Below are 19,036 nucleotides of genomic sequence, written 5' to 3'. Positions count from 1 at the left end.
CCCGGACTTACTGGCCGTTCAGAAGCCGCTGGGCGATGGCCAGCACGTCCCGCGCAGCGTCGGAACTGGGGGAGCGGGTCAGCAGCGGCGACTGGTTGCGGATGGCGTCGCGCACCTTCAGGTCGCGGCGGATGATGCCGGCCAGGGCGGGCTTGTACTTCAGGAAGTTCTGGCAGGCCTTCAGGATGGTGCCGTAGGTCCGCTCGCCGTCCTTCACGCTCTGCGCCATGTTCACCACGACGCGCAGGTCGGCGGTGGGGTTGGTGGCGTGGGTCAGCTTGATGAAGGCGTAGGCATCGGTCAGCGAGGTCGGCTCGTCCGTCGTCACCACCAGCGTCGTCCCGGCCGGGCCGGACAGGGTGCGCACCGTGCGGTCGACGCCGGCGCCCATGTCCATGATGACGCAGTCGTAGCGCCGGGCCAGCTCCATCAGGTCGTTGCGCAGGCCGGACAGGCGCTGGCTCGGCAGCTGGGCGAGCGTGCCGGAGCCGGAGCGGCCGGCGATGATGTCGAAGCCGCCCTCGGTGTAGCGCTGGGCCGCGCGGCCCAGCGTCACGTCGCCGTTGATCACCGCGCCCAGATCGTTCTTCGGCTGGAAGCCGAGCTGGATGTCGACGTTGGCGAGGCCGAGGTCGCCGTCGAACAGCAGCGAGTTCTTGCCCATCTTGGTCAGCGCGTGGGCGAGCGTGATCGAGAACCACGTCTTGCCGACGCCGCCCTTTCCACTGGCCACGGCGATGACGTTGGCACCGCGCAGCGGGTGAACGTTCTTGAGGGCGGCCGGAAACACCGGATCGGTCATGGGATGGTCCTCGACGAAGAACGAACGGCTTTGGTCTTGGCAGGAGCCACCGGCTTGGGCCGGTTGCGCGCCGCCTTGTCCTCGGCGGGCATCATCAGGCGGGCGAAGGCCACCGGGTTCAGCGGTGTCAGCCCTTCGGCCACCTTGGAGGAAACGCTGGCGTTGCAGAAGGCCATCCGCGCGCGGTGCGCGGTGCCCAGGAGACTGCCCAGCCGACGCGCCATGTCGAGCCGGGTGATCAGCATCCGCCGCACGCCCAGCGCCTTGAAGGATTGGGCGATGTCGGCGGCTTCCATGGCGTCCAGCCCGGCGGGGAGCACGAGGATCGGCTCGGCCACCCCGGCGGACAGCAGGGCCTTGAGGTCGGCCATGTCTTCCCGGTTGTAGGGGTTGCGCCCGGCGGTATCCACCAGGACGACGTCGGCGCCGCGGCTGACCTCGAACGCGCCCGCGAGCGCGTCGGGATCCTCCACCGTCGCCAGTTTGATTTTCATCAGACGCGTGAAGGCGGCCAACTGTTCCATGCCGCCGGCGCGAACCGTGTCGGTGGTGATCACGCCGACCGAGCGTTTGCGGAACACCGCCTGGGCGGCCAGCTTGGCGACGATCAGCGTCTTGCCGCTGCCCGGCGGGCCGACCAGGATCAGCGGCTTGTTGCCGCCGCGCCGGTCCTGCAGCGGGCTGAAGGTGAACATGGAGTCGAGGGCGGCGCCCAGCGCCAGCGCGGGGTCGTCGGTGTCCAGCCCGGCGGCGGCGTCGATCAGCTGCTCGGCCAGGGCCGCGGGCACGCCGTGGCGGTGCAGCACGTCGGCCACCACCTCGCCCACGTCGATCTCCGGCTCCTCCTCGACCACCACCACGGGGCGGGAGGTCCGGGTCGGCTGGGCTGTGCGCGCCTGCGCCATCAGCAGATCGTCGTCCTCCACCGCCGCGGTCACGCGAACGCCGCCGCCGTCCTCCTCGCGCGTGGCGACGATGATGGCATCGTCGCCCAGCGTCTGGCGGACCATGCGCATGGCTTCGGACATGGACTTGGCGTGGAACGACTTCAGCCGCATCGGCCCGCTCCCCGCCCGTCACACTGGTTCGTCATGGCCTGCATCAGATCTGCCCCAGGGTCTTGATCCGCGCCTTGGGGTGGATCTCGTTCTGCGACATCACCACGGTGGCCGGCCGGAACCGCTCGACGATCGAGCGGACGAAGGGACGGATCAGCGGGCTGGTCAACAGGACGGGGGTCTCGCCCATCATGGCGTGTCGCTCGAAGGTTTGGCGGACCGAAGTGATGAATTGCTGAAGCCGGCTTGGCGCCATCGTCAGTTGCCGGTCGTCGCCGTCACCCACCAGCGATTCCGCGAACGCCTGCTCCCACTCGGGGGACAGGGTGACGAGCGGGATGACTCCCATCTCGTTGATGTTCGCGTCGCAGATCTGCCGCGCCAGGCGCGTGCGCACATGCTCGGTGATCTGCGTGATGCTGCGGGTTTGGCTTGCCGCCTCGGACACGCCTTCCAGAATGGTCGCAAGATCGCGTACCGACACCCGTTCTGCAAGCAGGTTCTGCAACACCCGTTGCAATCCGCCCACAGTGATCTGCGCCGGCACCACGTCGGCGATCAGCTTCTGGTGCTCCTTGTCCAGCTCGTCCAGCAGCTTCTGCGTCTCGGTGAAGGACAGCAGCTCCGGCATGTTGTCCTTGATGAGTTCCGTCAGATGCGTGGTGATGACCGTGGACGGGTCGACCACCGTGTAGCCCTTGAACAGCGCCTCCTCGCGGTAGCCCGGCTCGATCCAGATGGCCGGCAGGCCGAAGGTCGGCTCCACCGTCTGCTCGCCGGGCAGGCTCATCGCCTCGCCGCGCGGGTCCATGACGAGAAGCATGTTCGGGCGGATGTCGCCGCGTCCCGCCTCGATCTCCTTGACGCGGATGATGTAGGCGTTGGGCGGAAGCTGGAGGTTGTCCTGGATGCGCACCGCCGGCATGACGAAGCCGACCTCGCCGGCGATCTGACGGCGCAGGCCCTTGATCTGGTCGGTCAGCCGGTGGCTGCCCGCCTGCGGCTGGTTGATCAGCGACAGCAGGCCGTAGCCCAGTTCCAGCCGGATCAGGTCGATGGCCAGCGCCGTGGCGATCGGCTCGTCGGCCATCGGGGCGGCCCCGCCGCCCGGCCCGCCCATGCCCGCGGCCTCGGCGGCGGCGGCCTCCGCCTCCTCCGCCTCCTTCTTGGCGCGCAACTTCGGCAGATACCAGGCGGCGGCCCCGATGGCGGCGATCACCGGGAGGAAAGGCAGCACCGGCATGCCGGGCATCAGGGCCAGCAGGGTCATGGCGCCCGCCGACAGGCCCAGCGCGCTGATGTGGTTGGTGAGCTGCCCGACCACCGCCTTGTCGGTGGAGCCGCCGGTGCCGGCCTTCGACACCAGGAAGCCGGCGGAGATGGAGATGACCAGCGCCGGGATCTGCGAGACGAGGCCGTCGCCGATGGTCAGCTTGGTGAAGGTGTCCAGCGCCTGCAGGATCGGCATGTCGTAGCGCAGGACCGCCAGCGACACGCCGCCGATGATGTTGATGAACATGATCATCAGGCCGGCGACGGCGTCGCCCTTCACGAACTTCGACGCACCGTCCATGGAGCCGAAGAAGGCGCTTTCGTCCTCCAGCTCCTTGCGCTTGGCGCGGGCGGTGGTCTCGTCGATCATGCCGGCGGACAGGTCGGCGTCGATGGCCATCTGCTTGCCGGGCATGGCGTCCAGGGTGAAGCGCGCCGCCACTTCGGCGATGCGGCCCGAACCGGCGGTGATGACCTTGAAGTTCACGATCGTCAAAATCGCGTAGACGATCACGCCGATGATGAAATCGCCGCCCATGACGAAGCCGGCGAAGGCCTCGATCACATGGCCCGCCGCGGATGTCCCCTCGTGCCCCTGCGTCAGGATCAGGCGGGTCGACGCCATGTTCAGCGACAGGCGCAGCAGCGTCGTGATCAGCAGGATCGTCGGGTAGGACGACAGCTCCAGCGGCTTTTCGATGAACAGCACCACCATCAGGATCAGGATCGAGATGGTGACGTTCAGCCCGAGCATCATGTCGAGCAGCATCGGCGGCAGCGGCAGGATCAGCCCGACGACGATCAGCATGATGCCGGCCGCCATGATGAGGTCGCCGCGCTTCAGCGCCCCCTTGGCGACAACCACCATGTCGGTCAGCGCGGACATGTTGCCGCCGCCCGCGCGTGCCCCCGGATTGTGTTCGGTCAATGCCATGCCGCCGCTCCTCCGCCTTTCCCCCGATCAGCGGATCAGTAGGCCGCCCGTTCCTCGCTGCCCGGCGGCGGCACCGGCACGCCCTCCTCGCTGTACTGCTTCAGCTTGTTGCGCAGCGTTCGGATCGAGATGCCCAGGATGTTCGCCGCGTGGGTGCGGTTGCCCAGGCAGTGCGACAGAGTGCCGATGATCAGGTCGCGCTCGACCTCCGCCACCGTGCGCCCGACGAGTCCCTGGACGGCGGGGGCGCCGGACGCCGCCCCGGCGTTGCCGTAGGACGACGCTCCGGCGTTGCCATAGGCCGCCGCTCCCGCGGCGTGGCCCTGCGGCGGCGCATAAGAGGTCGGGTAGCCGGGAGCCGGCTGCCCATAGCCGCGCGGCGCCTGTGGCACCGTGCCGCCCGGCCCGGCGAAGGGGTTGGCGACCGGCGAGTTGGTGGGGATCGATGCCTGCGCCGACCCTTCCGGAGCGAGCAGCTGGCTGGTCAGCATGATCGCGTCCGGCCCGACCGTCTCCGATTTGGAGAGCAGGACGGCACGGTGCATGGTGTTTTCCAGCTCGCGCACGTTGCCGCGCCAGTGATGGGCGCGCAGCATCAGCAGCGCGTCGTCCGACAGCCGCTTCTCGCCCAGACCGTTGGCCTGCGCGTATTTCTTCAGGAAATGGTCGGCGATCATCGGTATGTCGGCCGGCCGTTCGCGCAGCGACGGAATGGCGACGCTGAAAACGTTCAGGCGGAAATAGAGGTCCTCGCGGAAGTTGCCGGCGCGGACTTCGTTCTCCAGGTTGCGGTTGGAGGTGGCGACCAGACGGACGTTCACCTTCACCGGCTGGGACGAGCCGATGCGGTCGATCTCCTTCTCCTGGATGGCGCGCAGCAGCTTGGCCTGGAGCCGCGGGTGCATCTCCGACAGCTCGTCGAGCAGCAGGGTGCCGCCGTTGGCCTCCTCGAAGCGACCCAACCGGCGGGCGACGGCGCCGGTGAAGGCGCCCTTCTCATGGCCGAACAGCTCCGATTCCAACAGGTTTTCCGGGATGGCCGCGCAATTCACCGCAACGAAGGGCGCGTCGGAACGCCGGCTCTTGCGGTGGATGTAGCGGGCCATCAGCTCCTTGCCGGTGCCGCTCTCGCCGGTGATGAGGACGGAGGCGTCGCTGGGCGCCACTTGATCCGCCAAGCGCAGGGTCGCCAGCATGGCCGGGTCCTGGCAGACGATGGCGTGGCTTTCCTCCGCCACCGCTTCCAGTACGGCGGCGATCAGCTCCGCATCGGGGGGCAGGGGGATGTATTCCTTGGCGCCGGCGCGGATCGCCTTGACCGCCGCCGCGGCGTCGGTGCCGATGCCGCAGGCCACCACCGGGATGGTGATCCGTTCCGCCTTCAGGCTTTCGATGAAGGTCGCGATGTCGAGTTTGACGTCGATCATCACGAGGTCCGCCCCCGCCGCCGCCCGCAGGGCGTTCAGGGCGCCCTCGATGCTGTCGGTATGGGACACCTTCGCTCCGCGCTGCATGGCGATCTTGCCAGCGGCGGTGATGTACCCTTCCAACGTTCCAACGATCAGCAGACGCATCTTACGCTCCCCTCGGAGAACCCCGGTCGGAGTCCCGATCGAAGTACTGAATCCGCTTTCCAGGCGGAAGAACGGCGTTCAGGAGCATCTCCAGACGCCGCGGATTTTCCTGACGCGCGATGGATACCGCGCCGATGGTGTAGAGAGTCTTGACGAGCGCGTCCTCCTCCGCCGTCCGCTCCACCTTGGCGGCCAGCGGAGCGAGCGCGACGTTGCCGAGCACCGCCCCGTAGAAGGTGGTCAGCAGGGCCAGCGCCATGGCAGGGCCGATGCTTGACGGGTCGTTCAGGCTGCCCAGCATCTGGACGAGGCCGACCAGCGTGCCGATCAGCCCCATGGCCGGCGCCACCTCCGACGCGCGGCGCAGCACGCCGGCGCTCTTGACCTTGCCGGCGCCCGACGCCTCGACCTCGCCGATCAGCATCCGCTCGATGTCGTCGGGCGGCAGCCCCTCGGCCACCAGCGTGACGGAGCGGTGCAGGAACGACTCGTGCTTCAGCTCCGGCAGGACGTTGCGCAGCGTCTCCGGCGCGCGGCGCGCCGCCTCGGCGAGCAGGAGCACCTGCCGGGCCACGCCGCGCGGGTCGCTGGTCCGGTGGATCAGCACCGCCCCGGCGTCGCGCCACGCGATGGCCACGTCGGACAGCGAGAAGGAGGCGGTGGTGACCGCCAGCGTGCCGCCCAACACGATGATGAGCGACGGCGGGTCGATGAAGGCGCGCAAGCTGCCGCCCGACGCCATGGCGACGAAGATGACCACGGCGGCGGCGGCCAAGCCGACCAGCGTCGCCATGTCCACCCCGCCGCGCGGGCGGGCCGAACGCCCACCCCGGCGGGACGATTCGGCGCTGTCTCGTGTGAGGCTCATCCGCGGTCCGACTTGATGATTTCGGTCATGGTGATGCCCAGCCGGTCTTCCACCACCACGACCTCGCCGCGGGCGACCAAGCGGTTGTTCACGTAGATGTCAATGGCCTCGCCGACCTTGCGGTCCAGTTCCACCACCGCGCCGCGCCCGAGCTTGAGCAATTGGCTGACCTGCATGGTCGATTTGCCGAGCACGGCGGAGATCTGGACGGGAATGTCGTAGACCGCTTCCAGGTCCTTGGCCGGACCCAGGCCGGTCTCGTACTCCGCAATGTCGCTGCGGCCGCCGCCGTCCAACTCGTCGAGGGAGAAGCTGTCCTTGGCCATCGAAGTCTCCAGAAGCCCTTAGAACCTCAAAAAATCCTGTTCGCCGCAATCGGTCCGCCGCGGCGTCAGCCCGGCGGCGCCTCCAGCAGGCCGGCCATCCGCCGCTCGATCTGGGCAAGCAGGCCGGCGGTGTCCCGCTCCACCCCGCCTTCGGCCCATTCGATCCGGCAGCTTCCCGGTGCCAGGCCGGAATCGCCCACCACCATCAGCTTCGCGCCGAAGCCACGGGCTGCGATCACCTGATCCAGATGCTCGCGCACCGCGTCCACCATGTCGTCGGCGACGCGCACCACCAGGCGCGGCTCGTCGATCAGGTCGGTCAGGCAGGCGCGCACCAGCCCTTCCACCTCCATCAGCCCGCCGCGCCGCGCCAGCTCCGGCATCAGCTTGCGGACGATGGCCAACGCGATGTGAACGGGCTGGTCGGCCCGCTGGGCGCTGGTGGCGTAATGCTCGTTCAGCAGATGCTGCACGCCGTTGCCGATGGTTTCCAGGGCGTTGGCGATTCGCGCCTGCACCGTTGCCTCGATCTCGGCGCGGGCGTTCTCGTAACCGTCCTTGCGGCCGGCGTTGTTGCCGTCCAGGAACCCCTTGCCATAGCCCGTCGACTTGCCGGCGGTCTCGCCCTCTGCGAAGCCGGCGGCGCGGGCGGCGGCCAGATCGGCCTCGCCGAACACCGGCGGCGGTGGCTCGGGCGGCAGTTCCGGCTCCGGCTCCGGTTCCGGTTCCGGCAGGGGGATGTTGTCGAAATAGTCGTCGTCGGCCTGACGCTGTCGGCGCGGCGGCGCGTCCACGTCGAAGGACTCGTCGAACAGGAATTTGCGGACCGAGCTCATCGCGTCAGCTCTCCTGGTACAGCCAGTTGCGCAGGATCGACACCGCTTCCTCCGGATGCTTCTCCACGATCTCGCCGACCTTGCGCAGCGAGGAGGCGCGGACGCGGCCTTCGACGCGGTTGATGTCGATCATCTGCTCCAACTCCTCGTCGGCCTGGGCGGCCTCCAGGGCGAGGTCCTGGGCCAGCGCGCCGGTCGGCGCGGCCAGGGCGGCGGGCATGCCGCTCTGGTCGGCCAGCAGGCGGTCCATGTCGTCCTCCTCCTGCTGGTCGGCCTTCTCGAAGGCGCGGGTGATCAGCGGGCGGATGACCAGCAGGATGATAAGGACGGCGACAATGCCCAGCACGACCATCTCCGCGATGCGGAACAGGTCGTCCTTGGTCATGCCGAGGAAGAGTTCCTCGGGCTTCTGGATGTCGTCTTCCGGCGACCAGAAGCGCATGTTGATGACTTCCAGCGTGTCGCCGCGCACGGCGTCGAGGCCGACAGCGGAGCGGACGAGCGCCTTGATGCTTTCCAGCTCCTGCTCCGGCCGCGGCTGGTAGGCCGCCGGGTTGCCGTCCTTGGGCAGGCTGTAGGTGCCGTCGACCAGCACCGCGACCGACAGGCGGCGCACCTGCCCGGATTCGCGGACATGGTTCTTGGTGGTCCGGCTGATCTCGTAGTTGATGGTCTCTTCGCTGCGGTTCTGCTTGTTCTGCGAGATCGGCCCGGCGTTGTTTCCCGACTGCGCGGTCGGCAGGTTCTGGTCCACGGTGACCGGCGACAGCGGGTCGCGGTCGTGGCTCTCGTTCGCCTCCGTCACCGTCTGGGTGGAGCGGACGACCTGACTTTCCGGATCGAAGATTTCGGATTGCGTGGTGATGCGGTCGAAGTCGAGGTCGGCCGAGACCTCCGCCCGCACCTTGCCGTAGCCGACGGTGCGGCCCAGCAGATCTTCGATGATGCGGGCGATGCGGCTCTCGTAGGCGACCTTCTTCTCCTCCGCCGAGGCCAGCATGGCGTCCGCGCTGTCGTTGCCGGTGCCGCGGGCGAGCAGGGTGCCCTTGTCGTCGACGATGGAGATGCGGCTGGGGTCGAGGTTCGGAACGGAGGCGGCGATGAGATGCTGGATCGCCTGGATGTTCTCGCGCGACAGCTGGGCGCCAGGGCGCAGCTTTATGAAGATGCTGGCCGTCGCCGGGTTCTGCTGGCGGGCGAACAGCTCGCGCTTGGGCAGCACCAGATGGACGCGGGCGCTCTGCACCCCGTTCAGCGTCTGCACCGTGCGCGCCATCTCGCCTTCCAGGGCGCGCAGATGGTTGATGTTCTGCATGAAGCTGGTGGCGCCGAAGCCTTCGCCCTTGTCGAACAGCTCGTAGCCGATCGAACCGCCCGAGGGCAGGCCGGCGGCGGCCATCCGCATGCGGGTCGGCCCCACCTGTTCGGCGGCGACCATGATCTTCGTGCCGGTCTTGTCGACCGTGAAGGGGACCTTCGCCTCCTCCAGCTTCTTGGCGATGGCGGCGGCCTCGGTCGGCTGGAGTTCGGCGTAGAGAAGCTCCATCTCCGGGGTGGAGAGGCGGGTCATCAGGTAAACGAAAAATCCGATCAGGAGCAGGCCGACGCCACCGATGGCGGCCAGGCGCGCGGGACCCAGATTGCGCAAGGTCTGCAGAAGGTTGTTCACGCGCTAGTCCCCGATCGGATGCCCCGGTGGATCTCCGGGAAGTTCTTGATTTCGCAGACGCAAAAGAAAGAATTTGCAAAAACCGCGCCGGTCCTTGCCTTAGGCGCGCATGCTGGGCTGTCTTGATGAAGAGAGCGTTAATTCGTGGGCAGAAATTGCCCAGTGCCCGGCAAAATGTGCCTATCGATGCGCGTCGGCAACGCCCTTTTGCCGACCGGTGAGCGAAATCAACGGAATTGATTCGCCGCAAAAGAGAGGTCGACGGATTGTTTCTGTTTCAAGCAATTTAAAATTACCTCGAAAGAAGGAATGATGCGCGGGTGCATAACCATTCACTTTCTGTGGTTTGTTGGAACGTAGGTAGTAAATGTCGCAACGGTGGTTGACTTTGTGTCACCGAAGTCATAGCTGAGTTGCAATGGTCGCTTGTCCGATACCAAAAAGATCGTGGCACAAGCGCGTCGGAATCTTTCCAACGCAGAACCGAATGTTGCTTCGCGCGACATGGGGCTTTGCCACTTTTTCTGATGGGGGAATGTTGTGAAAAAACGTGGACGTGAGAAGAAGGAAGGCCTCAACGAGGTCGATGTGTTTGTTGGGCAGCGCCTGCGCGAACTGCGCATGCTCGCCGGTCTGAGCCAGAGCGATGTCGCCTCGGCTCTGGGACTGACGTTCCAGCAGCTTCAGAAATACGAGCGCGGCTTCAACCGGGTCTCGGCCAGCCGGCTGTTCAAGCTGGCGCAGTTCTTCCGGGTGCCGGTGTCCGTCTTCTTCGAGGGGCTGGAAGAGCGCCATGCCGCCCAGGAAGCGGGAATCGCCAGTCCTCAGGCGGAGGAGTCGGAGGGCACTCTGCGGTCCCGCGAGGCGCTGATGCTCGCCCGTTACTTCCAGAACATCCGCGATCCGCAGATCCGCGGGGCGATCCGGGAACTGGCCGAACGCTGCGCCGACCAGACCGACAGCGACGGCGGCCCGGCCATCGACGCGGATGCGGCGGTGATCGACCCGACCGCCGTTCGTGGACGCCGCGGGCGCAACGCTGGCCACAGCGTCGGGCAGGCGTGAGGAGCGGGCGGCGTAGCCGTGTGGGTCCAGCCCCATGCGGTTCACCCGCCCGGTTTTGTAGGCCCGGTTTCATAGGTAGGCCCGGTCCCGGCGTCACCGCTGGGCCACGTCGGTTCGTGCCGCCCAACCACCTCGGCCCCCCCTGAGGCGGTTGGGCGTGCGCGTTTGATTCGCGTGCGCGTTTGATTCGATTGGGTTCGCGTCAACCGTCGATGACGGGGCCCGACACGAGCGGGCAGAACTTCGTTGACCCTCGCCGTGTCCGGCTTGTCCCGCCGCGTCCCCGGGGGCCACCACCTGCTCTTGAGACAGGAAGCCGCGCACAGCGCCCCTGCTGGGAAAACCCGCCGAGGCGCTGGACGAGCGGCCGCAATCCGTCGATAAGGCAAGCCGGAACAAGGCTGGTGCGGCGACCGCTGAATTCCGCCCGCTCGATCCGCGATCCGAGACGGGCGGGGCTCTCCCGATCTGGCCGGTCACCGATCAGCCACCACGGAACTCACCCAACCACACCGACGGTGTTCGATGCAAAATTCCGAAGAACCGAAGACGGGCTTCCTTGGTCGGCGGGAACTTGACCTCCCGGTTACGATCTTCGAGGTGATGTCCCGTCTGTCGGACGAGCACAAGGCGATCAATCTTGGCCAGGGCTTTCCCGACGAGCGCGGTCCCGCCGACGTTCTGGACGTGGCGGCCAAGGCCATCCTCGAAGGGTGGAACCAGTACCCGCCGATGATGGGCACGCCGGAGTTGCGGCAGGCGCTGGCCGGCCACGGCAAGCGGTTCTACGGGCTGGACATCGATTGGAAGACCGAGGTGCTGGTGACCTCCGGCGCGACGGAGGCCCTTACCGCCAGCCTGCTCGGCCTCATCGAGCCGGGCGACGAGGTTGTGCTGTTCCAGCCCATGTACGACAGCTACCTGCCGATCGTCCGGCTGGCCGGCGGCGTGCCGCGTTTCGTCAGCCTGAAGGCCCCGGACTGGAGCTTCACGCGGGCCGACCTGGAAGCTGCCTTCTCGCCGAAGACCAAGCTGGTTCTCATCAACGACCCGCTGAATCCCGCCGCCAAGGTCTTCTCCCGCGCCGAACTGGAACTGTTGGCGGAGTTCGTCCAGCGTTTCGATTCCTTCGCCGTCTGTGACGAGGTGTACGAGCACATCGTCTTCGATGGGGGTCGGCACATTCCGCTGATGACGCTGCCCGGCATGCGTGACCGTTGTCTGAAGATCGGCTCCGCCGGCAAGACGTTCTCGCTGACCGGCTGGAAGGTCGGCTACGTCACCGGCGCGCCGCACCTGCTCCAGCCCGTCGCAAAGGCGCACCAGTACATCACCTTCACCACGCCGCCCAACCTCCAGGCGGCGGTCGCCTATGGGCTGGGCAAGGACGATGCCTATTTCGCCGGACTGGCCGGCGGACTCCAGGCCAAACGCGACCGGCTGGCCGACGGGCTGCGCGCGGTGGGGTTCAAGGTGCTGCCCTCCGCCGGCACCTATTTCGTGGTCGCCGACGTGTCGCCCTTCGGCTTCGACGGAAACGACGAGGATTTCTGCCGCCGTCTGACCGTCGAGGCCGGGGTGACGGCCATTCCCGTCGGAGCCTTCTTCGTCCAAGACGCGCCGCGAAGCTTCATCCGCTTCTGTTTCTCCAAGAGGGACGAGATCCTCGATGGGGCGGTTGAGCGGCTGAGGGCGTATTTCACGCAAAAATGACATGATGGCATTCGCTGTCAACGCTGGATGGAGAGGCTTGCCGGGGACTTCGGTGGCGTGATACCCCTTGTTCTCTAGGGTCGATACCGGGCCGGAACGGATCATCGTCCGGACCCGCCCCGGTTGACCGCCTGTGGAAAGACCGGGATGCGTCTGCCGATCTCGTTCCGCTGGTGCGTGTTCGCCATCGCCGCCGTTGCGATCACGGTGGTCTGGGGAGCCTACGCGCAGGTGGCGCGCGAACTGCTGGACGGCCAGACGCGGGAAGCGGTGGCGAAGGCCGAGATCATGGTCCGGGCCTTCGCCAAGAGCACCCACCGCGCGGTGCATGAGGTGGACATCACGCTGCGCTCCCTGGCGCTGGAGTTCGGGGAGAACGGCCTGCCCGGCATCCGCAACTTCCTCGACCAGACGCTCTACGATCCGACGCTGATCCATCACTTCACCGTGCTCGACGCCGACGGGACCGTGCTGTTGCGCAGCGAAGGGCCGGGTGGGCGGGCGAACGAGCGGGACGAGGCGGCCTTCACCTTCCATCAGGGCACCGGCCGCGACCTGATGCACATCGGAACGCCTTTTCCCGGGACGACCGGCGGCGGCCCACTGCTGCGCCTCAGCCGGCGGTTGACCGACGGGGATGGCGGCTTCGCGGGCATCGTAATCGCCAACATCGATCCCGACATCCTGGCGGAGTTCTACCAGCAGGCCAATCTGGGGCCGCAGGGGGTGGTGACCCTGATCGGAATGGACAGGATAATCCGCGCCCGCGGCGCCTCGCGGGGCGTCGAGGCGGTTGGCTTCGCCATTCCCCAATCCCGCCTGTGGGACGAGCTGGCTCGCTCGCTCGCCGGCGTCTATTGGCAGGAGTCGCAAACCGACGGCGTCCTGCGCGCCTTCGCCTACCGTTTGGTGGAGAGCTATCCGCTGGTCGCCACCGTCGGCGTCGCGCAGGTGGACATCGAGGCGGGGGTGGCCGACCTGCGCAACACGCTGTTCCTGCTGGCGGCGATCCTGACCGTGTCCATCCTGCTGGTGACGCTGTTCCTTCTGGTGCAGCACCGCACCGCGGAGCGGTTGCGCGCCGCGCTGGCGCTGAACCGCAATTTCCTGGCCCGCGTCAGCCATGAGCTGCGCACGCCGCTGAACGCCATCCTCGGCTTCTCGGAGGTCATCCGCGATCAGATGCTGGGGCCGCAGGCCGGCGGGCGTTACGCCGACTACGCCCACGACATTCATGAATCGGGGCGGCACCTGCTGGGGCTGATCAACGACATCATGGATCTGTCGCGGCTCCAGGCGGGGACGTTGTCCCTGCATCGGGAGGATCTCGACGTTGCTCCGGTCGTCGACTGGGCGTTCCGCATGGTGGCACCGCAGGCCGACGCCAAAGCCATCCGCTTGGACATGCATGTCGAGCCGGGGCACCACAGCGTCTCGGCGGACGAACGCGCTTTGAAGCAAATGCTCCTGAACCTGCTGACCAACGCCGTCACCTTCACGCCGGACGGCGGGCGCATCCTGGTGACGGTCGGCGGCGGAGCGGACGGCGGATGCCGCGTGCGGGTAACGGACAACGGCATCGGCATGACGCCGGAACAGCTCCACCAGGCTGCGGAGCCCTTCGGGCAGCCCGCGGTGCATGTGGCGCTTCCAGGGCAGGGCGGCGGGCTGGGGCTGTCCATCGTCAAGTCATTGATGGAGGCCCATGGTGGACGCCTGCGCATCGACAGCCGGCCCGGCGAGGGCAGTCAGTTCACGCTGGAATTCGCCGCCTGATCCACACCCGATCCACGTTGCGGGATTTTCCGGGCGGGGCCGCAAAGCCGTGGCGAAACCAGGGGCGCTTCGGCATACTCCGCGCCGGTTTGCCGAAAACAGTGTTTTCGCAGGCCCCAAGTTTTCGCATAGGCCCGCGCGCGCCGCGCCGGGCGGCTGGTCCAGGGAAGATCGAATGTTGCGTGCAGTGGCGCGTGTCTGTGCCGTCCTCGTCGCGTCCTCAACCCCCGTCATTGCCGCCGACGCGCCGCCCGAGCCGGTGCCCTTCGGCGTCTCCTCCGCCGAGGTGGCGGCGGAGCGCGACGTGCCGCAGGCCTGCTTCACCTTCACCGACCGGCTGGAGAAGTCGCGCGCGGTGAACTACCGCGACTATGTGGAGGTGACGCCTGCCGGGGGCGGGGCAGCCTTCGACGGGACCGCCGTCGCCCGCGACCGCACGCTCTGCGTCGAGGGGCTGAAGCACGGGCAGAGCTACCGCATCACCCTGCGCGACGGTCTGCCGGGCAGCGACGGGAAGCGCCTGCCCAACCCCGACGCGCGCGACATCGAGGTGCCGAACCGCAAGCCGGCGCTGGCCTTCCGCGGGGCAGGCTACATCCTGCCGCGCATCGGCGCCGACGGTCTGCCGCTGCGCTCCATCAACCTCGACCGGGCGAAGCTCCAGGTGCTGCGGATCAACGACCGCAGCCTGGTGGAGAAGATCTATTTCGGCCGCATCGGCCAGCAGATGTCCGACCACGAGGTCGGCGAGATCCTCGACCGCTCCGGCCAGGAGGTGTGGCGCGGGGAAATGGCGATCAGCAACAGCCGCAACCAGGCGGTGGTGACGCCCTTTCCCATCGACGCCGTGCTGGGCCGGCTGGAGCCCGGCGTCTACATCGCCGTGGCCAGCACCGAGGACATCAAGCCCGGCGGCTGGGACCACAAGGCGACCCAGTGGTTCGTCGTCTCCGACCTCGGCCTGAACGCCATCACCGGCGAGGACGCGCTGGTCGTCTTCGCCCGCTCCGTCAAGGGTGCGACGCCGGAGGCCGGCGTGGAACTGCGCCTGCTCGCCCGCAACAACGAGGAGCTTGGCAAGGCGCTGACCGGCGCGGACGGGCTGGCGCGCTTCGACCTCACCGCCCTGCGCGCCGCCGGGCGTGAGCCGGTGCAGGCGCTGTTCGCCTACCGTGGGGCGGGGGACTTCGGCTTCCTTGACCTCGTCACGCCGACGCTGGCCAACGCCCCTCCGGCGGCCGGGGCGCCGAACGCGGCGCCGGGCGGCGTCGCGGCGGCGGTCCCGGCGCGCCCGGTTCCCGGCCAGCCCGACGCCTTCCTTTACACCGAGCGCGGCATCTACCGCCCCGGCGAGACGGTGCATCTGGCGATGCTGCTGCGCGACGCCGACGCCAAGCCGGTCACCGGCCGGCCTGTCACGCTGAAGATCCAGCGCCCGGACGGCTTCGAGGTGGACCGCCGCCCGCTCGCCGAATCCGGCGGCGGCAGCTTCGCCGCCCGCGTCGAGATCCCGGCCAACGCCATGACCGGCACCTGGGCCGTCACCGCCCACGGCGAGCCGGAGGCGGGCGCGCAATCAAGCACGACGGGGCCGAACACGACGGGGCCGGTGCTGGGCCGCGCCGAATTCCTGGTCGAGGACTTCGTGCCGCCGCGTCTTGAGGTCGCCCTCGCCGCCGAGGCGGCGGAGCTTCCGGCGGACGGCAAGACGACGCTGACCGTCGACGGGCATTTCCTCTACGGCGCTCCGGCGGCGGGCCTGCCGGGCGAGCTGGCGGTGACGCTGCGCGCCGCGGCGAATCCCTATCCAAACCTGCCCGGCTACCGCTTCGGCCTCACGCAGGAGGAGGTGAAGCCGCTGCGCAGCGACCTGCCGGGCTTCACGACCAACCGCAACGGGCAGGCCAAGGCCGACCTCGCGCTGCCCAAGGCGCCGGAGAGCACCAAGCCGCTGGAGGCGGTGGTCCGCGCCACCCTGCTGGATATCGGGGGCCGCTCGGTCAGCCGCGATCTGGTCCTGCCGGTGCGCCACCAGCCCTTCGCCGTCGGCATCCGCCCGCGTTTCGAGGGCGACGGGGTGCCCGAGGGCGCCACCGCCGGATTCGACGTGGTGGCGGTCGGGCCGGACGGCCAGCCGATGGACAAGGAGGACCTCTCCTACGAGCTGTTCGAGGAGGAGTACGACTACGCCTGGTTCGAGGCCAACGGGCGCTGGGACTACAAAGTCACGGTGCGCGACCAGCGGGTGACCGGCGGCACGCTCGCCGCCCAGGCGGCCAAGCCGGGCTCGGTCGAGGCCCCGGTGACCGCCGGCCGCTACCGTCTTGAGGTGTTCGATCCCAAGACCGGCGTGGCGAGCAGCCTGCGCTTCGCCGCCGGCTGGTGGATGACCCCGACCGCCGGCGAGCGTCCCGATCAGGTGGACGTGACCGTCATGCTGCCCGCCTACAAGGGCGGTGACACCGCCTGGGTCTACGTCAAGCCGCCCTACGACAGCGAGGTGCTGATCACCGTCGCCGACCGCAAGATCCGCCACGCCTCGACCCGCCGCATCGGGCCGGAGGGCGCCTTCCTGGAGATTCCCGTCGATCCGACCTGGACCGGCGGCGTCTATGTGCTGGCGACCGCCTTCGGCGCGCCGGACGCGGCGGGTGGCCCGTCGAAGGGCGTGGCGCGCCGCGCCGTCGGCCTGTCCTGGCTGGCGGTGGACGGGGACGAGCGGGCGCTGGACGTGCGCGTCGCCGCCCCGGCCCAGACCGAGCCCCGCCGCTCCGTCACCGCGGAGGTGGTGGTTGAGGGCGCGCCGGAGGGCCAGCCGGCCTATGTGACGGTCGCAGCGGTGGATGACGCGGTGCTCCAGCTCACCGACCAGCATTCGCCGAATCCCATCGACCATTATCTGGGCAAGCGCCGCCTCGGCGTGGAGCTGCGCGACTCCTTCGGGCGGCTGATCGATCCGGCGGTCCTGGACGCCACCCGCACGCGTCCCGGCGCCGCTCCGCGGCTGCGTCAGGTCGGCGTCACCGTCCCGCAGAAGTCGGAGCGCGTCGTCTCCCTGTTCTCCGGCGTGCTGACCGTGGGGCCGGAGGGCAAGGTGGCGGTGCCGCTGGACGTCCCCGATTTCCAGGGCCGGCTGCGCCTGATGGCCGTGGCCTGGAGCGGGGACAAGCTGGGCCGCTCCGAATCCTCCATGCTGGTCGCCGATCCGGTGCTGGCCGACCTGGGCCTGCCGCGTTTCCTGGCGCCGGGGGACCGGGCGGTGGTCCCGGTGACGCTCGACAACGTCGCCGGGCCGGCGGGTGCCTACACCATCTCCCTGATCGCCAGCGGCGCCGTGTCGCTCAGCGAGGGCAGCATCGCCGTGCCCGAGCTGGGCCGGGGCAAGCGGGCCACCGCCGGGCGGGTCCTGACCGCCAACGGCGTCGGCACGGGCCACCTCGCGCTGGACGTGACCGGGCCGGACGGCCTGCGCATCACGCGCCAGTGGGAAATCCCGGTGCGTCCGGCCTCGCCGCTGGTCACCCGCCGCACCGCCTCCATGCTGGCCCCGGAGCGCAGCGTCGAGTTGCCCGCCGACCTGCTGAACGGCCTGCGTCCGGAGACCGCGACGGCGGCCCTGTCGCTCGGCAACCTGCCGGACCTCGACATTCCCGGCCTGCTGACCGCGCTGGAGCGCGGCGGCCCCGGCGGGCTGGAGATGACGGCCAGCCGCGCACTGCCCCTGCTGTCGCTGGGCGACGTGGCGGTGGCGCTGGGCGTCGCCTCGGACGAGCGGGTGAAGGCGCGGGTGCAGCGGTCGGTGGACCGGGTGTTGACCTTCCAGCGGACGGACGGCGCCTTCGCCGCCTGGTCGCCGAAGGGGGAGGCCGATTCCTGGCTGACCGCCTACGCCCTGGACTTCCTGGGCCGCGCCAAGGCCGCCGGCTACCGCGTGCCGGAGGGTCCCTACCGCAAGGGGCTGGACGGGCTGCGCGGCGCGCTCGACAACGCCTGGGTGGAGGCCGACGAGCAGCCGGCCCGCGCCTACGCGCTCTATGTGCTGGCCCGCGCCAAGATGATCGACGCCGGTGCCGTCCGCTACTTCCAGGAGACCTTCTGGGACAAGCTGCAGACCGACTTCGCCCGCGCCCAGGTGGCCACGGCCATCGCCGCGTTGGGCGACAAGGACCGCGCGGCGGAAGCCTTCGGGCGGCTGTCCGGCGCCCGCGTCGTGTCGGCCAGCCTGCGCGACTACGGCTCGTCGCTGCGCGACGAGGCCGGCGTGGTGGCGCTGATGGGCGAGAGCGGCGTGGTCGAGCGGGAGCGCCTGACCCAGGCCACCGAACGCCTGTCCAAGACCTACGCCGCCGTCCGCACCACCGGCGTGCAGGAGCAGGCGTGGCTTCTCCAGGCGGCCAAGGCGCTGATCGACCGGGCGCCGGGTATGAAGATCGCCCAGAAGGACCAGCAAGGGGCCGATCAGGTCGCCGAGGGCGTCAAGCCGCTGTTCCAGCGCATCGACCCGGCGGCTCCGCCGGCTATCCGCAACGCCGGGGGGGAGCCGCTGCGCCAGATCCTGTCGGTGTCCGGCATCGCCGACGCGGCGCCGGGGGCGGAGGAGCAGGGCATGACCGTCACGCGCAGCCTGTTCGACATGACCGGCCGCCCCGCCGATCCGGGCGCCGTCCGTCCCAATGACCGGTTGGTGGTGATTTTGGAGGGCAGCGCTTCCGATCCGGTGGACCGGCAGGTTCTGGTGTCCGACCCTCTGCCCGCCGGCTTCGAGATCGAGGCCGCCCGCTTCGCCGGGGGCGGGGCGCCGCTGGGCGACCTGTCCTGGCTGGGCGAGCTGACCGCGCCCCGCGCCGTCGATTACCGTGACGACCGCTTCGTCGCCGCGCTGGACATGACCAAGCAGGCGCCGCGCTTCCGGCTGGTCTATCTGGTGCGCGCGGTAACGCCCGGCGATTACGCCCAGCCCGGTGCGACGGTGGAAGACCTTTACCGTCCGCACCAGTCTGCCCGCACCGCCGCGTCGCGCCTGCGCGTCCTGCCGGAGTAAGCGGCCGAATGGAAAAAGCCCCATCGTCCGCCGCGCGCGGGCGAGGGGGCTTTTGCTTTTCCCGGACGGGCTCTTTCGCTGGCTTTTCCGGTTCGGCCGGTC

12 protein-coding genes are annotated in these 19,036 nt (G+C 68.9%); 4 read left to right on the top strand and 8 right to left on the bottom strand.

Features of this window, described 5'->3' with window-relative positions:
• Positions 1-7: 7 nt before the first annotated feature.
• The 8 genes from AMK58_RS19520 to fliF form a co-directional block, all read right to left on the bottom strand.
• Positions 8-802: a MinD/ParA family protein gene (locus tag AMK58_RS19520; RefSeq protein ID WP_014198325.1), complete on the bottom strand. Its 795-nt coding sequence runs from the start codon at positions 800-802 to the stop codon at positions 8-10.
• Entirely contained in the window at positions 799-1,860 is a 1,062-nt protein-coding gene (locus AMK58_RS19515) for a flagellar biosynthesis protein FlhF (RefSeq protein ID WP_035678548.1), read from the bottom strand. The genes AMK58_RS19520 and AMK58_RS19515 overlap by 4 nt, the downstream gene beginning before the upstream one ends.
• 43 nt (positions 1,861-1,903) lie before the next feature.
• Entirely contained in the window at positions 1,904-4,066 is a 2,163-nt protein-coding gene (gene flhA / locus AMK58_RS19510) for a flagellar biosynthesis protein FlhA (protein WP_035678551.1), read from the bottom strand.
• Between the two features lie 35 nt (positions 4,067-4,101).
• Entirely contained in the window at positions 4,102-5,640 is a 1,539-nt protein-coding gene (locus AMK58_RS19505) for a sigma-54-dependent transcriptional regulator (RefSeq protein ID WP_035678556.1), read from the bottom strand.
• A gap of 1 nt (position 5,641) precedes the next feature.
• A complete protein-coding gene (locus tag AMK58_RS19500; protein WP_035678559.1) occupies positions 5,642-6,508 on the bottom strand; it encodes a motility protein A in 867 nt (288 codons plus the stop codon).
• Positions 6,505-6,834 (bottom strand): flagellar motor switch protein FliN, encoded by a 330-nt coding sequence (gene fliN / locus AMK58_RS19495; RefSeq protein ID WP_014198330.1) that lies wholly within the window; start codon positions 6,832-6,834, stop codon positions 6,505-6,507. The genes AMK58_RS19500 and fliN overlap by 4 nt, the downstream gene beginning before the upstream one ends.
• A 65-nt stretch (positions 6,835-6,899) precedes the next feature.
• Positions 6,900-7,670 (bottom strand): FliH/SctL family protein, encoded by a 771-nt coding sequence (locus AMK58_RS19490; RefSeq protein WP_059399315.1) that lies wholly within the window; start codon positions 7,668-7,670, stop codon positions 6,900-6,902.
• 4 nt (positions 7,671-7,674) lie between these two features.
• Positions 7,675-9,339, bottom strand: a complete 1,665-nt coding sequence (gene fliF, locus AMK58_RS19485) for a flagellar basal-body MS-ring/collar protein FliF (RefSeq protein ID WP_035678562.1) — start codon at positions 9,337-9,339, stop codon at positions 7,675-7,677.
• Between the two features lie 540 nt (positions 9,340-9,879).
• Between fliF and AMK58_RS19480 the strand changes: the two genes are divergently transcribed.
• The 4 genes from AMK58_RS19480 (at position 9,880) to AMK58_RS19465 (ending at position 18,934) form a co-directional block, all read left to right on the top strand.
• The gene (locus tag AMK58_RS19480; RefSeq protein ID WP_079285418.1) at positions 9,880-10,404 is read left to right on the top strand and encodes a helix-turn-helix domain-containing protein; all 525 of its coding nucleotides are present in this window, start codon (positions 9,880-9,882) and stop codon (positions 10,402-10,404) included.
• A gap of 525 nt (positions 10,405-10,929) precedes the next feature.
• Positions 10,930-12,117, top strand: a complete 1,188-nt coding sequence (locus AMK58_RS19475) for an aminotransferase (RefSeq protein ID WP_035678564.1) — start codon at positions 10,930-10,932, stop codon at positions 12,115-12,117.
• Between the two features lie 147 nt (positions 12,118-12,264).
• Positions 12,265-13,893, top strand: coding sequence for a sensor histidine kinase (locus AMK58_RS19470; protein WP_035678566.1), 1,629 nt, complete (start codon positions 12,265-12,267; stop codon positions 13,891-13,893).
• 175 nt (positions 13,894-14,068) lie between these two features.
• Positions 14,069-18,934 (top strand): alpha-2-macroglobulin family protein, encoded by a 4,866-nt coding sequence (locus AMK58_RS19465; protein ID WP_059399314.1) that lies wholly within the window; start codon positions 14,069-14,071, stop codon positions 18,932-18,934.
• Positions 18,935-19,036 lie beyond the last annotated feature (102 nt).

The sequence above is a fragment of the Azospirillum brasilense genome, assembly GCF_001315015.1.
GTDB lineage: Bacteria > Pseudomonadota > Alphaproteobacteria > Azospirillales > Azospirillaceae > Azospirillum > Azospirillum brasilense.
The sequence above is the reverse complement of the archived record's forward strand: the minus strand, read 5'-3'. Positions and strand labels throughout refer to the sequence as shown.

Bases quoted from the DNA above. Each gene is read 5' to 3' on its own strand.
- fliN (WP_014198330.1), bottom strand. From the start codon at position 6,834: ATGGCCAAGGACAGCTTCTCCCTCGACGAGTTGGACGGCGGCGGCCGC.
- flhA (WP_035678551.1), bottom strand. From the start codon at position 4,066: ATGGCATTGACCGAACACAATCCGGGGGCACGCGCGGGCGGCGGCAAC.
- AMK58_RS19490 (WP_059399315.1), bottom strand. From the start codon at position 7,670: ATGAGCTCGGTCCGCAAATTCCTGTTCGACGAGTCCTTCGACGTGGAC.
- AMK58_RS19500 (WP_035678559.1), bottom strand. From the start codon at position 6,508: ATGAGCCTCACACGAGACAGCGCCGAATCGTCCCGCCGGGGTGGGCGT.
- AMK58_RS19475 (WP_035678564.1), top strand. From the start codon at position 10,930: ATGCAAAATTCCGAAGAACCGAAGACGGGCTTCCTTGGTCGGCGGGAA.
- AMK58_RS19465 (WP_059399314.1), top strand. From the start codon at position 14,069: ATGTTGCGTGCAGTGGCGCGTGTCTGTGCCGTCCTCGTCGCGTCCTCA.
- AMK58_RS19515 (WP_035678548.1), bottom strand. From the start codon at position 1,860: ATGCGGCTGAAGTCGTTCCACGCCAAGTCCATGTCCGAAGCCATGCGC.
- AMK58_RS19470 (WP_035678566.1), top strand. From the start codon at position 12,265: ATGCGTCTGCCGATCTCGTTCCGCTGGTGCGTGTTCGCCATCGCCGCC.
- AMK58_RS19505 (WP_035678556.1), bottom strand. From the start codon at position 5,640: ATGCGTCTGCTGATCGTTGGAACGTTGGAAGGGTACATCACCGCCGCT.
- AMK58_RS19520 (WP_014198325.1), bottom strand. From the start codon at position 802: ATGACCGATCCGGTGTTTCCGGCCGCCCTCAAGAACGTTCACCCGCTG.